Below are 14,136 nucleotides of genomic sequence, written 5' to 3'. Positions count from 1 at the left end.
ATTAATAAGAATACACTTTCTCATTTCTTCATGCCAACCAAAGGACTCAAAGTAGGTCTTGAAATTCATCAGCAAGTCGCTGGAAAAAAATTATTCTGCAATTGCCCTGCTGAACTTGCAACTGAAGATGAAAAACCAAACCTCATAGTCAAACGATTCCTTCGCGCAGTTGTCGGGGAAACTGGTGAAATAGATATTGCCGCTGCACACGAACAAAAAAAACAAAAATATTTCCTCTATAATTGTTACGACGCGTATAATTGTCTTGTGGACATTGATGAAGAACCCCCACAACCAATAAACAAAGAAGCGCTCGAAACCGCGCTTGTTGTCGCGCAATTATTGCACGCGCATATTGTTGATGAAATTCAAGTGATGCGAAAAACTGTTGTCGATGGTTCCAACACGACTGGCTTTCAACGAACCTCTCTCGTCGCGCAAAATGGCTTTATCGAAGTCGATGGCAGAAAAATAGGAGTTGACACGATTTGCTTAGAAGAAGATTCCGCAAAAATCGTTGAAAGAAAAGGTGACTTTGACGTTTATGATTTATCCCGGCTTGGTGTTCCACTCATTGAAATCGCGACTGACGCAAGCATCGACAGTCCTGAACTCGCGCAAAAAGTCGCTGAAAAAATTGGCATGGTCCTTCGTTCTACCGGAAAGGTTAAACGAGGTCTTGGCACTATTCGACAAGACGTCAATGTCTCGATTACAGGAGGACAACGGGTAGAAATTAAAGGCGCGCAAGATTTGAAGTTGGTTCCCACTATTGTTAAAAATGAAATGCAGCGACAACAAACACTGCTTGATGTTCAAAAACAACTTGGTAAATTCGCGATTGAAAAAGATTTTATTGACGTTACTCCTGTTCTTGAGAAGTGTTCATCTAAGATTGTCCAGAATATATTAAATGAAAATGGCGTGATTTATGGATTAAAGTTAGACGGTTTTGCAGGATTGCTTGGCAAAGAAACAATGCCTGGCAAACGAATTGGCTCTGAACTCTCGATGTACGCGAAAGCCGCGGCAGGCGTTGGTGGCTTATTTCACAGTGATGAACTTCCTAAATATGGCATTGAACAAGAGTATGTTGATCTTGTCAAGAAGAAGTTAGGTTGTGGTGTGAAAGATGGATTTGTGATTATCGCTGATCAACGCGAGAAAGTATTACGCGCACTTGAAGCAGTGTATGATCGTGTACTTTCTTTGCAGCATGGCGTACTCAAAGAAGTTCGCAACGCACATGAAGATGGAACAACATCCTTCATGCGACCAATCCCTGGCGCTAGCCGTATGTATCCTGAAACAGATGTCATGCCGCTTGTTGCTGATGTGAGTGACTTAAAATTACCAAAATTACTTGAAGAAAGTTCTGCTGATTTTGTCAAGCTTGGGCTCGCAAAAGATCTTGCGGATTTAATTGCGAAATCTGGCAAGGCTGCTGTTTTTGAAAAATGGATAGCGCAGTTCTCCCAACTAAAACCCGCGTTTATCGCGGAAACTATGATCCCAAAAATTCGTGAAGTGAAAAGAAAATACAATGTTGAGATTGAGAAAATTACTGATGAGAAACTTGAAGAAGTCTTTGCGCAACTTGATAAAGGCAGTGTTCCAAAAGAAGCACTTGATGATGTGCTTCTTGATCTCGCAAAAGAAGAAACGTGTGATTTTTCCAAATATCAAAGTATGAATGATGCTGCGCTTGAGAATATCTTGAAGAAAATTGTTGCGGATGGCAAAGGAGCGCCGCTTGGAACGCTCATGGGATTTGCGATGAAAGAACTTCGCGGCAAAGCTGATGGAAAAAAGATCAATGAGATTTTACGAAGATTGATTGTGTAGAAAAAGAAATTAAAAAAAGAAAATGAAGAGAAAATTATTTGCCCATTACTGTTTCCATTATTCTTGCTTCAACAACGTATGGATCAACATTTGCACAAGGTCGTCTGTCTTCAAGGTATCCTTTATGGTCCACTGCAACTTGCCATGGGATTCTTATGCTTGCTCCTCTATCAGAAACTCCTGCTCTGAACTCTCTGAAACTACACGTTTCATGATGGCCTGTTAATCTATCTTGAATTCCATCGCCATACACTCTAATATGCGCGTCATGATTTCTTCGCAACCGCTCAATTATCTCAGAGAAACCTACATCACTTTCTCGCATTGCTTTGTTTGAGAAGTTTGTATGCATGCCCGCACCATTCCAGTCTTTCTCTGGTTTTGCAGCAAGAGACGCAATAACGCCGTACTCTTCCGCGATTCTGTTCATAAGATATCTTGCAATGATTAAATCATCCGCTACTCTCAATGGGTCACTTGCTGGTGTTCCGTTACCCATTTGGTACTCCCATTGCCCAGGCATAACTTCTCCATTTGCTCCCGCAATTACTAACTTTGCATCGAGACACGCGAAAAGATGTTTTTCCATAATCTCTCTTCCAAAAATTCTATCTCCTCCTACTCCACAATAATATGGACCTTGTTTTCCTGGAAAACCTTTTTTTGGGAAGCCTAATGGTCTTCCAACTCCTCCTTGATCTGCTCTCATAAATGTATACTCCTGTTCTAAGCCAAACCAAAATTCTGCTGCTTTATGCGCCTCCACTTGTGCACGAAGTAACGCACGAGTGTTAGAAGGATGCGGTGTGTCTCCTGGAACAATCATGACTTCATTTAATACTAAGATAGAAAGATATTCTGGTCGTATTCGAGATCGTATTGGATCATGATAAACACGAACTGGTCTTAGAACGCAATCAGATGCATGACCTTCTGCTTGCTCTGTGCTACTCCCATCAAATCCCCATGTTGGAATTCTTTTTATCCCTTCATCAGGAAGCGTTAATGCATCTATTGTTGTTCCATCTTCTCCATCAAACACTTTTGGCTTTCCACGGATCGATGCTGTTGGATTTACCCCATCCAACCACAAATATTCTGCAATTACTTTCATACCTAAACCCCTCCTTTTTTTTACTTCTTGTTTGCTGGGACAAACTAGAATTATTTGGATTGTATGGTATTAATACTTATTTTAGAATTTTTGAAACAAATGTTTCTTAATTTTATGAAAAATGAATATTTGTTGAACAAAAGACATATAAATTGCAACAGACTAAACAAAACAACAAAATGAATATCGACAATAAAGACAAAGCGATTCTCAACGCGCTTCTCGAAAACAGCAGACTCAGTCTTCGAGAAATTGCAAAAAAGACAGGGATGAGCACTGCAACTGTTATGCATCGGATGCATGCTCTTGAAAAAGAAAAAATAATTGGACATTATGGCGCGCAGCTCGATTATGAAAAATTAGGATACGACATCACTATTATCGTTGAAGTGCAAGTCAGCAAAGGAAAACTGGAGCAAGTGGAGAAAAAGATTGCGTTACATCCCAATGTTGTTGCTGTCTACGATGTGACTGGCGCATTTGATGTGGTGATTATTGCACGATTTAGAAATAGGAAACTTATGGACGCATTTTTGAAACATATTCAGACGTTTGATTTTGTGTTGCGAACAAATACACAATTAGTTTTGAAGACCATGAAAGAAGAAAGGATTAAGGTGCAATAATTCTTGTAGAAAGAAATTATTTCTTTTCAAGAATTTTTACAATTTCGTTGAACACTACTTGAATTTCCTGATCTCCGTTCACTTCACGCAACATTTTTTTCTTTTTGTAATACTGAATTAATGGAGCAGTCAGTGTTCTGTAGGTTTCCATACGTTTGTGCACTGTTTCTGGCTTGTCATCATCGCGCTGCATGAGCTTTTCTCCGCATTTGTCACAGATGTCTTTCTTCTTTGGAGGATTTGTCTCGATGTGAAATACAGCACTGCACTTTGGACAAGAACGTCTTCCTGAGAGTCGTTTGATGAGCACTGCTTCATCCACGATGAGAGAAATTACTGCGTCTAATTTTTGTTTTATTTCTTTAAGTAAATGATCAAACCCTTCTGCCTGCGGAATTGTTCGCGGAAATCCATCAAGAAGATAACCGTTTTTGCAATCTGATTTCTGCAATCGTTCTTTGACTAAGCCAATGGTGATGCTGTCATCGATGAGCTTTCCTTCTTTCATCAACGCGTCTGCTTTTTTCCCCAAAGGAGTTTGTTCTTTAATCGCTTGCCGAAACATATCGCCTGTAGAAATCTGGGGAATGGTATATTTTTTACAGATGCGCTGTGCTTGTGTTCCTTTGCCAACACCAGGTGGACCGAGAAAGATGATTCGCATGAGTATTGTTTACCTGCGGTGCTTTATATTGTTTTTGTGTTTTAGGCTTTCTTTAGAAGTTTTAGAGTATTGCTTATTATGTTAAATAATTCTTTATTCCCCTCCAACTTTATCTTTTTGATATTCTTTTTGTACTGCTCTTGTTTTTCGAGAAACATGTTGAAATTTTCTTCTGTAATCTCCTTCACTGCCATGCCATACTGCAGTTTGTTGATATAATGTCCATTTACAATCTGCTCAAACTGCCGCCTTATTGGAATGGAAAAAATTGGTTTTTGCAAACACAGTGCTTCACTTAACGTTGTAAAACCACCATTGATTATCACTGCATCCGCTGTTGCAAGATCTTTCACATACTCTTCTTTGTTGAATTTTTTGAAGAGCAGATTTTCTTCTCTTGCTTCTTTATTGAATCCGTAGATGATAAATTGTTTGTTGATCTTCTTTAATATGGGAAGCATTCGTTTGTAACTCGGCGAGGTTTGATAGACAAAAATGTGTTTTTTGTTTTTTGTTTTTTTGTTCTTTATTTCCTGCACTTCCCGCTTTATCACTGGAGGAACAAGCACTGTATTTTTTTTTGTTATTTCAGTTGGAAAAAAGGTTGTAATAATTGTCTGATCTGGATTTGGAAGAAACGTGTGAATGATTATTTTGGAGTATAATTCTGTCAGGCACTGCCCTCCTATCTTGTCAATTTTTGTGTTCGTAATACTATGCTGATTGTCGATGCTGATTGTCGGAATATTGAAGAATTTTGCCCAATACAACGCAAATGGCTCGAAGTCTGTGATTATTACATCTGGTTTGTTTTTTATGAACGCGATTGGATATTGCAGTGAAGCAATCGCCATGAACGGTAATTTCGCTATATTGACTATTCCTGTCAGAAAACTGCTCACTGTATTGTTTATGTAATACATATGGAAACCAAGAATTCGCTTGATAGGGAAGTATTGTTTGAGAAATTTGTAGCCCTTTCCATGACTGAAAATATGCACGGCGTTGTCTTTTCTTAATTCGTCGATAATTGTTTTCGCGCGGATTGCGTGCCCGTTGCCTTCTCCCGCGACGCCATAAAATATTGTTGCCATTGCCCTGAGAATTTCATAAGTGTATAAAAAGAATGCCTTTTGAACGCCATTTTCATTCGAAACATATATAAATGACTTGCAATTTCAAAAGTTTCATGCCAAAATTCCAAGAATCTGATCCTCAGAAACTTATTACCGCAGTAGCACAAGAACTGAAAAAACAAAGCACGTTCAAAGCTCCCGTGTGGGCATCATTCGCAAAAACAGGCGCTAACGCAGCACGTCCTCCTATGGATCCTGACTGGTGGTACGCTCGCGCAGCAGCACTTCTTCGTAAAATCGCAGTTCGCGGTCCAATCGGAACAGAAAAGCTCCGTGTTATCTACGGCGGCAGAAAACGACGAGGACACCAACCCGCGGAATTCAGAAAAACAGGCGGAAGCGCAATCAGAAAAGTATTGCAGCAACTCCAAACAGCGGGATATGTTAAATATAAAGACAAAGGCATCAAAAAAGGACGAATCATTACTCCACAAGGACTTTCTTTCCTTGACAAAGTCGCGAAAACAGTCAAAAACCAGTGATTATTATGGCACGAAATATTCATGTAAGCAGAAAATTACGATTAGCAAAAGTCGGCAAACAGACTCGATGGGCACCTTTCTGGGCAGTTCCTAAAAAGTACGGCAAAGGAAGACGAGTGCACCCTGGACGACTCACTGTTGTCAAAAGAAACTGGCGCCGCGTTAAAACAAAAGCATAAATGTGAATCCTATGGCTGAAAAACTAGAACGAACATACACCATTCCACTCCGAAGAGAATACCTCAAAGTTCCTCAATACAGACGAACTGAAAAAGCATCTCGCGCGCTTCGCGAATTCCTCGTCAAACATATGAAATCTGAAAATATCAGAATCGGCAAATTTCTTAACGAACATCTTTGGATGCATGGTATGAAAAACCCGCCACATCACGTACGCGTGAATGTTGTGAAAGTTCCAGAAGGAACTGTTTACGCAGAACTTTTCGGCAAGCCACTCAAATTTGGCAAAGATGAGAAAAAGGAAGGAAAAGCTGCGAAAGAAGAAAAGAAAGCTGAGAAATCAGTAGAAAATATTGTTGACGCAGAAGTCACTTCTGAAAAGAAAGAAACTAAAGCAAAGCCAAAGAAAGAAGCGAATAAGGAATAAATTCTTTGTTATTTTCTTCATTATGTTTATCTTATTTTTATTCGATCAATAAACTATATAAACTGCACTCCCTCATAATTTTGTATGATAAAAAAGATCATCCTTGTTGCTGACGATGAACCACACATTGTCGATCTTATCAAACTCAGTTTAGGTGCTGAAGACTATGAAATTATCGAAGCAACAGACGGCAAAGAAGTTCTCAAACTCGTCGCAAAGAAAAAACCTGATCTCATTCTTCTCGATGTCATGATGCCTGGCCTTGATGGCTACGAAGTGTGCAGAAGACTTCGGCAAAACCCCGCGACAAAAGACATTGTCATCGCAATGGTTTCCGCGAAAAAAGAAGATCATGATATTTTAACAGGCATTGACAAAGGAGCAATCGCTTACATCACCAAACCATTCAGTCCTATTGAATTGCAAGAAAAAGTCCGCGAATTACTTCGCCTCTGATTCTTGCAGGAAAACTGGAAAATTTTATATAGGAAAACAAAGAGGAAAAACAGACAGGAGTTAAGGAGGATGATGTTCATGAGGAAAATTCTAATGGTTATTGTTATTGCAGTGCTTCTTCTTGCACTTGGCGCATGCAGACAGGAAGCAAATACTACTGGGAAAACAACTGAGTCCGCAGACACTGATTCTGAGGGAGCAGACAACGAAGACGCAGAAGATAGCGAAACTACTGAAACAGAAACTGCAGACGAAAATGTTGATGTCAACGCAGATGAAGAAGCGTTTGTCCAGACAGGCAAAGCACGAGAAGAAGTTACTGTTACTATTGATGGCGCAAGCCCTTCCACTATTGTTGTTGAAAAAGGAGAACTTGTCACGCTTGTTGTATACAGCGAACGAGTAAAACCAACACAGGTTTACAATGAAGATCTTCTTGTTGACGAAAATGTGGACAGAGCAAGAACTATTGAACTCACTATCGAAACAAATGAAGAAGGCGTCTTTTACTTCACTGACAAAAACACTGGCGATGAACTGTTTAAGTTTATGGTCGCTGGCATGAGTTTTGGTCAGAGCAATTAGTAAGAATTATTTTTTCTTTTATTTATTTTTCTTGGTTTCTTAATTTTTTATTTTAGTAAGAATTGACCTAACTCAAGAACTCCTGCAATCCTGTCTGCTTTTTTTTCATACTTGCCATCACGTTCTGGTGCTCTTCCTGATATTTCTCTTCTGCTTTCTCATCCAATAATGGAACACCATAGACACCATCATAGCCGCCTTTGACGTTTATTTTTCCTGCTCTGTTTCTTTCCATGATCTCTGCAAACTCCGCGCTTGTTGCTTTGGCAATCTCGTCTATTGGCATTCGAAGAAGCACATCATATTCGGATTGTTTGTCTGTTACTAATTTTCTGTACTCTTCCCAAACTTTCTTTGTCGCAACTGCTTTTCCATGAAATTGCGCAAGAAGTTCTGAGATTGGAATTAAAGAGCGAAACGGTTTCGCGTTTTCTGGCTTGTATCCTAACGGACGATCCGCGAGTTGTTCAATGCGCTGATCAACACCAACTGTTAATTTGTTGCCGCACTTTGGACAGACATCATTCAGCTTTTTTGCTTCATCTGGATGGAAAGAAACATTGCAAACTCTATGTCCAGTCATGTGATATTTTCCAAGATTTGGATTGACTTCAATCGTTTCTTTCAAACCATTTCCTGTTTCCAACGCTTTTGCGAGCGCGTTGAACGTTGGTTCGATATTGAGAACTGTCGCTTCTCTTCCCAATCTCCACGGCCAAAAGCTATGCGTGTCTGAGAAGCTTACGAGATTGATGTTGTCCAACTCTTTCAAGCGCCAATTCATTTCAGGATTGCTTGAGAGACCAGTTTCAACTGCATGGACATTTTTTATCTGATCCTGAAACGCGTCTTTTATGCTATCGAAACCACCATTCGCGCCGTATAAGCCAAACCATGGTGTCCAGCAATTATGTACTGTTGCTGCCGAAGTAACATAAGAATTATCGTCTTCGACTTCTAAATTATAGACGAACCCCGAGTAATCAAAAGTTTCTATTTTTTTAATAGGAATATAAAAATAATGATCATCCATCCATCCATGTTTTCTCTCTAATTTTGATTTGAATTTATGAAATGATGCATCTTCCAGTAACGAAAATTCATCTCTGTAAAAGGATAATCTTTCAAAGATCATAAAATCATTTTTTGCAGTTATTGTCCTTTCACCTAAAAGATGTGGTTTCTTATTATGCGTCTCTTTAGTTATTCTAGAGATGGAAGGAAGTATGCCTAACCGTAAACAAATAATTTTCATTTCTTCTGCAAGAACCTCAGAAGTTGTCCATCCAGCATCACCTCTCCACCACCCCCTTAAAATTTCAGCTTGTTTAGATAATGGCAGATAGAGCATCCATTGAGGGAGCTGTTTAGAAAATGCTCTTTTAGGTTTTTCTTTTTCATAAAATAAAGTTTCAAACATCTCCACTAATGGCTTAGAGAAGAAATATAATTCATACCCATTTCTTTCCCTCACTTTTGTTATTTTTATCCCAAAACATCTTTCCATGAGAAGAGTGACATCGTCTATATACCCTTTTTCAGTAGGACCAAAGGAAAATTGTAATACACTATTTTTTTTATTAATATAACCCTCTGCTAAGAAATATCCAACAAGCCGACAGAAATCATTATCTGTTTCTATGATATTCTTTATAGGTTTATCTTGTCTTCCTGATTTTGGGATTATGGTAAGTTCAGAGATTTTATAATTACACTTTTCTATAAAATCCGATAAATTAATATTTTTTGAATCTTTTATTTCTTTAATTCGGGGATATAATATAATATCATTTTTTTCTAAATTTTTTGCCTGTATCCATTCTGATTTATAATAATTATAATGTTTTTTAGTACAACTATGTTTTCCCTGAGCAGTACTATTAGGTTTACAGAGCCCTCCTACAAAACTACAGTTTTTAACAGGTTTTATGGCGAGAAATGGGTGCTCTTCAGTTACCGCTACTCCTTCTCTAAAATAATAAGGCTGAATTTTATAAGCTTTACCTTTATATTGCCTATTGAATATCTGTTTTATTTTTTTGAAATTACCTTTGTGTGTTAAAACCATATCACCTACTTTTATATTAGAGATGGCTTTTGCTTTTGGATTACAAACAACTTTTTCATTGGGTAGAAGACAATGCGCGGGGATAACCTGGATGCGCTCATCTATTGCTTTCATTTTTTCAACTAATTCTGGACAAGGAATTTTGAAAATTGGTCTGCCATCGTAGTCTACTCTTCCTCTGGTGAGCAAGAATTTTGTGATTTCGTCCACTGCCTGAAAACTTGGCGCGAAAATGAGATTGTGAATTTTTCTGCCTTTGTTATTATGCGTGTAAATTAAGGAAATCTCTGTTTGCAGAATGAAATTAAATCCTGTCGCTGTTTGAAAGAACCCACTGTCTTTTTCTGTTTCTGTTAAAGAGGATTTGAGTTCCTGAATCCATTTTGGATGGGTAAAATCTCCTGTGCCTAAGAGATTGACGCCTTTTATTTTTGCCCACTTTTCGAGATTGAGAATGGTGAGATCTTTTGAGCATGCTCGTGAATATTTGCTGTGAATGTGCATGTCCGCGATGAATTCCATGAGAAAAACGAAGGGCTGCGCTGTTTAAATGATTTGTTGTTTAGGCCGCTACCTGACGATACCTTGCAGTTAATTGAGCAATTTCTCTATCTAGTTTTTCAATAGCTGTTTTTACTTCAAGATCTTGATATTCTACATCTGTCTTTTGCCTACTGACACTTCTGATTTCTGCTAATAGAGAAGGATTGTTTTTCCGCAGATGCATTAATCTTCTATTTAAATTAAGTATTGCAAGCTGTAATTTTCGCCTTTGTTCTTGGAGCTCTGCTTTTGTTGCTTGATAGTCTTGAATCTGTATCACTATTCTTTCTTTGACTCTTTTAGGATCTGGACTTCGAAATGTGTCCAAAATGGTGTCGAGGATGCTCATTCTTACCTCTTCACTTTCCTCTCCACATCCGCAACTGCCAACGTTGTCTTCACCACAGAATCTGGATTCAAAGACATGGACTCAATTCCACACTCGACGAGGAACTTCGCGAATTCGATATTATCGCTTGGCGCCTGCCCACAGAAACCCATGTGCTTCTTCATTTTATTCGCGACATGGACAACACGCTGAACAAGAAGCTTGACCGCTTCGTTGCTCTCGTTATAGACATGCGCGACTAACGCTGAATCACGATCAACTCCTAACGTGAGTTGCGTGAGATCATTTGAACCAATCGAGAATCCATCAAAAATGCTGAGGAATTCTTCTGCCAAGATGACATTAGAGGGGATTTCGCACATCACATAGACCTGCAAGCCATTCTTGCCCTGTACCAGTCCTTGTTTTTTCATGACGTCCAATACTTTTTTCCCTTCTTCAATTGTTCGACAGAACGGAATCATGACTTTGACATTGGTCAAGCCAATTGTTTCTCTGACTCTTCTCATTGCTTTACATTCTAACTCAAATCCTTCCTGATAATCTGTATAATACCGAGACGCGCCACGCCAGCCAATCATTGGGTTATCTTCCTTTGGTTCATACAAATGACCCCCAATAAGATTCGCATACTCATTGCTCTTGAAGTCACTCATCCTGACAATCACATCTTTTGGATAAAACGCTGCACCAATTGTCGCGATGCCCTGGCTGAGTTTGTCAATAAAAAATTCCTTTTTATCTTTGTAATTGTATGTTATTTCTTCAATCTCCTCTTTGAGCTTTTTATCTTTCAATTCATCAAAATGAATTAACGCTTTTGGATGCACTTTAATGTACGAACTTATAATAAACTCTTGTCGCGCTAATCCCACGCCGCTATTTGGCAAAAATGATTTCTCAAACGCCTGCTCAGGCGCCGCAAGATTCATCATGATTTTTGTTTTTGTTTCTGGAATTTTTTTCAGATCCGTGACCTTAACATTTATTTTCAACAATCCATCATAAACGATTGCTTCATCGCCACTCGAACAGTCTACTGTCACTTTTTGACCTTGCTTTATTTTTTCTGTCCCATTATTTGTTCCGACGACACATGGGACTCCTAACTCTCTGCTGACAATCGCCGCGTGACAGTTATTGACTACAACTGGAGTATATCTCTCTGTAAAGACAACATAGTTATGATTATCCGCGACAGTAATATTGTACACATCCTGCTCACCACAATCATGAGCGAATGAAACTCTCTGCATTCTTGTATCTGATAGTAAAACATGTTCAATTCTTTGCGCATACTCTGGAGAAAGAAACTTTTTTGCAGCATCTATTTTTTTTGCATCTAATAAAAGATTTTTACCTAAACTTGTGGAGAAATGTCCAATGTACTTGCTTCCTCCTAAAAGCTGCCTTGCACTAAAAAATCTTGTTCCTATTCTTTTTCTTTCTTCTTTCCCTTTAACTCTTTTTGTCCATTTACAAATTTCATCTACTTTTTCAACAATCTGGATGTTCCAAATTGTTCTGTTTACTGTTGCTTGCGGAACAATTCCAATTCTAAGGCAGCCCACGATTATTGCCTGAAACAGATATTCCTTAGAACAATAAATATTAATTCTATTTTTTTCTGCGCTTAATGACCCATCGCCATCAATAACTCCCGCAAGGAAAGAATAAATAAGAGATTCATCCGCTTTCAGGAGCGTTTGCGTTATTGTCTGCTGTTCCCGAAGCAGCGTATACGCAACCTCTTTGCTATAACAGCGATACGCATTCGCATTGCCAATCGCTGGTTTTCCTCTAATCTCTCCACTACTTGTTTTTTTGACTGACACGCTAAACTCTTTATTGTATGTTTCATTTAAGCATGTATTTACATATTCAATAAATTCTTTTTTTTCTTCTGTTTCTTTCTGAATAAACTGTACTTCACCATGTGTTCTAGAGGTATAAATGCTCCCATCTGTGCTTATTGCACCTAAAAGGTATGCTAGTGCTTTTTGTTTTTCAGTTGATTCTGTAAGCGCTGGAATTTTTTGCGCACACAAAAGCATTTGCTGTTCATGAAGCATCTGTTGAATTTCTTTATCAACTAATTGAGCATCATTAAAGGTGAGCATTTTATGATTTGGCGTAAGCCGCAATGTGTTGCCCTTCATTCTCCCTGTCAATGATGTTTCAATTTCAATAACTTCTGCTCTTCTTTTCATGGAAGCAATAACCGGCTTCCACTCTACTTTGAGCGTCTTCCTGTTTAACGAAGGAACTTCAATCTCCTCATGATTGTCATAAATCTCTTCAATATTTCTAAATCCTTTATTTGTTAAAATTTTAGTGCCTGCTGGAAAACACGTCCTCCCCCCACTATTCGTGACAATCGCACTCGCAATCTTCATAATTGGTTCCCAATCCGGATCTGTCATTTCTGTGACCAAAACTTGCCCTTTCTTGAACTGCGAAATATCCTTGACATCCTTGATTATTGCCGCCGCTCCTTGACCAATCTTTTCGCCAACCGCTTTTCCAATAACCACTACTTTTCCTTTTTTCGCGAGCCCATACTCTTTTAACTGCGTCAAATCCTGTTGTGAATGCACTGTTTCTGGACGAGCCTGCACAATAAATAATTGGTTTGTGACGCCATCTTTTGCCCATTCCATATCCATTGGTTTGAACTTTCCTGCTTTTCGCGAATAATGATCTTCAATAATGCACGCCCATTTTGAGAGGGTTAAAATTTCATCATCAGTGAGCACGAATTTCTTTCGCTGGTCTTCTGAAACCGCGACAGTCTTTGTTGTCTGCTGCACTTTATCACTATACACCATCATTATTTTTTTCTCGCCAACACGTTTTGATAAAATTGATTTATGCCCTGTTTTTAATGTTGGCTTAAACACATAATACTCATCTGGGTTGACTGCGCCCTGAACGACGGTTTCTCCAAGACCATACGCCGCTGTAACGAAGACCGCGTTTTGAAATCCTGTTTCTGTATCAATTGAAAACATAACGCCAGAACACGCCTTATCGCTACGCACCATCTTCTGGACACCAATACTTAATCCAATAGAAAAATGGTCAAAGCCCTTGTCCACTCTGTAGGAAATCGCACGATTGGTGAAGAGAGACGCAAAACAATTCTTACACGCGTTAATCAAGTCACTGTCTCCACGAATATTCAGATAGGTCTCCTGCTGGCCCGCAAAACTCGCGTCTGGCAAATCTTCTGCTGTCGCGCTCGATCGCACCGCGACATCTGTTCTGCTCCCATATAGCTTGCACATCTTTTGATATGCCGCTATGATTTCCACCGCAAGCTCTTCTGGAAACTTCGCGGTTCTGATAATCTCTCGTACTTTATGCCCTCGTTCCGCAAGATCAGAAACATTCTGTGTATCTAATCCTTTCAAAATTTGCTGGATACTTGCTTTAATTCCTGCTTTCTCCACAAGATAATGATACGCGTACGCGGTTACCGCAAAGCCATTGGGGATCCGTACTCCTTGCGGAACAAGAATTCTATACATTTCACCCAACGACGCGTTTTTGCCGCCCACGATTGGGACGTCTTCAATACCTAACTCATCAAACCAGAGAATAAATTTTGTTGCTTTTGTGTTCATGCCTGTTTTTTTGTCACTTCATAAATATAAATCTT

The 14,136-nt window shown here is 39.0% G+C and carries 13 protein-coding genes; 7 read left to right on the top strand and 6 right to left on the bottom strand.

Features of this window, described 5'->3' with window-relative positions:
• Positions 1 to 30 precede the first annotated feature (30 nt).
• Entirely contained in the window at positions 31 to 1,845 is a 1,815-nt protein-coding gene (gene gatE / locus HZC31_01040) for a Glu-tRNA(Gln) amidotransferase subunit GatE (GenBank protein ID MBI5001949.1), read from the top strand.
• A 34-nt stretch (positions 1,846 to 1,879) separates the two neighbouring features.
• Here the strand turns inward: gatE and HZC31_01035 are convergent, their stop codons facing one another.
• Entirely contained in the window at positions 1,880 to 2,959 is a 1,080-nt protein-coding gene (locus tag HZC31_01035; GenBank protein ID MBI5001948.1) for a glutamine synthetase beta-grasp domain-containing protein, read from the bottom strand.
• A 179-nt stretch (positions 2,960 to 3,138) separates the two neighbouring features.
• On the opposite strand from HZC31_01035, the gene HZC31_01030 reads away from it, so the two are divergent.
• Entirely contained in the window at positions 3,139 to 3,585 is a 447-nt protein-coding gene (locus tag HZC31_01030; GenBank protein ID MBI5001947.1) for an Lrp/AsnC family transcriptional regulator, read from the top strand.
• Between the two features lie 16 nt (positions 3,586 to 3,601).
• Here the strand turns inward: HZC31_01030 and HZC31_01025 are convergent, their stop codons facing one another.
• Positions 3,602 to 4,249, bottom strand: a complete 648-nt coding sequence (locus HZC31_01025) for an adenylate kinase (GenBank protein ID MBI5001946.1) — start codon at positions 4,247 to 4,249, stop codon at positions 3,602 to 3,604.
• Positions 4,250 to 4,290: 41 nt separating this feature from the next.
• Positions 4,291 to 5,343, bottom strand: a complete 1,053-nt coding sequence (locus tag HZC31_01020; protein ID MBI5001945.1) for a hypothetical protein — start codon at positions 5,341 to 5,343, stop codon at positions 4,291 to 4,293.
• Between the two features lie 95 nt (positions 5,344 to 5,438).
• Between HZC31_01020 and HZC31_01015 the strand changes: the two genes are divergently transcribed.
• The 5 genes from HZC31_01015 to HZC31_00995 all read left to right on the top strand — a co-directional run bounded on the left by HZC31_01015 (position 5,439) and on the right by HZC31_00995 (position 7,515).
• Positions 5,439 to 5,867 carry a 30S ribosomal protein S19e gene (locus tag HZC31_01015; protein ID MBI5001944.1) on the top strand — a complete coding sequence of 143 codons (429 nt, stop codon included), beginning with the start codon at positions 5,439 to 5,441 and terminating at the stop codon, positions 5,865 to 5,867.
• A 5-nt stretch (positions 5,868 to 5,872) separates the two neighbouring features.
• The gene (gene rpl39e / locus HZC31_01010) at positions 5,873 to 6,046 is read left to right on the top strand and encodes a 50S ribosomal protein L39e (GenBank protein MBI5001943.1); all 174 of its coding nucleotides are present in this window, start codon (positions 5,873 to 5,875) and stop codon (positions 6,044 to 6,046) included.
• 11 nt (positions 6,047 to 6,057) lie between these two features.
• On the top strand, positions 6,058 to 6,474 hold the full coding sequence (locus tag HZC31_01005; GenBank protein MBI5001942.1) for a 50S ribosomal protein L31e: 417 nt from the start codon (positions 6,058 to 6,060) through the stop codon (positions 6,472 to 6,474).
• Between the two features lie 84 nt (positions 6,475 to 6,558).
• Complete coding sequence (locus tag HZC31_01000) at positions 6,559 to 6,930, top strand: response regulator (protein ID MBI5001941.1); 372 nt, start codon at positions 6,559 to 6,561, stop codon at positions 6,928 to 6,930.
• Positions 6,931 to 7,008: 78 nt separating this feature from the next.
• Positions 7,009 to 7,515, top strand: a complete 507-nt coding sequence (locus HZC31_00995) for a cupredoxin domain-containing protein (protein MBI5001940.1) — start codon at positions 7,009 to 7,011, stop codon at positions 7,513 to 7,515.
• 67 nt (positions 7,516 to 7,582) lie between these two features.
• On the opposite strand, the gene HZC31_00990 is transcribed toward HZC31_00995, so the two are convergent.
• The 3 genes from HZC31_00990 to ppsA are packed head-to-tail and all read right to left on the bottom strand — an operon-like array spanning position 7,583 to position 14,101.
• The gene (locus HZC31_00990; protein ID MBI5001939.1) at positions 7,583 to 10,105 is read right to left on the bottom strand and encodes a hypothetical protein; all 2,523 of its coding nucleotides are present in this window, start codon (positions 10,103 to 10,105) and stop codon (positions 7,583 to 7,585) included.
• 40 nt (positions 10,106 to 10,145) lie between these two features.
• Positions 10,146 to 10,475: a hypothetical protein gene (locus tag HZC31_00985; protein MBI5001938.1), complete on the bottom strand. Its 330-nt coding sequence runs from the start codon at positions 10,473 to 10,475 to the stop codon at positions 10,146 to 10,148.
• 2 nt (positions 10,476 to 10,477) lie between these two features.
• Positions 10,478 to 14,101 (bottom strand): phosphoenolpyruvate synthase, encoded by a 3,624-nt coding sequence (gene ppsA / locus HZC31_00980; protein MBI5001937.1) that lies wholly within the window; start codon positions 14,099 to 14,101, stop codon positions 10,478 to 10,480.
• Between the last annotated feature and the right edge of the window lie 35 nt (positions 14,102 to 14,136).

Source organism: Candidatus Woesearchaeota archaeon, assembly GCA_016214075.1.
Classification (GTDB): Archaea; Nanobdellota; Nanobdellia; order Woesearchaeales; family DSVV01; genus JACRPI01.
The sequence above is the reverse complement of the archived record's forward strand: the minus strand, read 5'-3'. Positions and strand labels throughout refer to the sequence as shown.

Excerpts from the sequence above, each read along its gene's own strand:
- gatE (MBI5001949.1), top strand. The coding sequence starts at position 31 with ATGCCAACCAAAGGACTCAAAGTAGGTCTTGAAATTCATCAGCAAGTC.
- HZC31_01005 (MBI5001942.1), top strand. The coding sequence starts at position 6,058 with ATGGCTGAAAAACTAGAACGAACATACACCATTCCACTCCGAAGAGAA.
- HZC31_01025 (MBI5001946.1), bottom strand. The coding sequence starts at position 4,249 with ATGCGAATCATCTTTCTCGGTCCACCTGGTGTTGGCAAAGGAACACAA.
- rpl39e (MBI5001943.1), top strand. The coding sequence starts at position 5,873 with ATGGCACGAAATATTCATGTAAGCAGAAAATTACGATTAGCAAAAGTC.
- HZC31_00990 (MBI5001939.1), bottom strand. The coding sequence starts at position 10,105 with ATGGAATTCATCGCGGACATGCACATTCACAGCAAATATTCACGAGCA.
- HZC31_01020 (MBI5001945.1), bottom strand. The coding sequence starts at position 5,343 with ATGGCAACAATATTTTATGGCGTCGCGGGAGAAGGCAACGGGCACGCA.
- HZC31_01015 (MBI5001944.1), top strand. The coding sequence starts at position 5,439 with ATGCCAAAATTCCAAGAATCTGATCCTCAGAAACTTATTACCGCAGTA.
- HZC31_01030 (MBI5001947.1), top strand. The coding sequence starts at position 3,139 with ATGAATATCGACAATAAAGACAAAGCGATTCTCAACGCGCTTCTCGAA.
- HZC31_00995 (MBI5001940.1), top strand. The coding sequence starts at position 7,009 with ATGAGGAAAATTCTAATGGTTATTGTTATTGCAGTGCTTCTTCTTGCA.
- ppsA (MBI5001937.1), bottom strand. The coding sequence starts at position 14,101 with ATGAACACAAAAGCAACAAAATTTATTCTCTGGTTTGATGAGTTAGGT.
- HZC31_00985 (MBI5001938.1), bottom strand. The coding sequence starts at position 10,475 with ATGAGCATCCTCGACACCATTTTGGACACATTTCGAAGTCCAGATCCT.
- HZC31_01035 (MBI5001948.1), bottom strand. The coding sequence starts at position 2,959 with ATGAAAGTAATTGCAGAATATTTGTGGTTGGATGGGGTAAATCCAACA.
- HZC31_01000 (MBI5001941.1), top strand. The coding sequence starts at position 6,559 with ATGATAAAAAAGATCATCCTTGTTGCTGACGATGAACCACACATTGTC.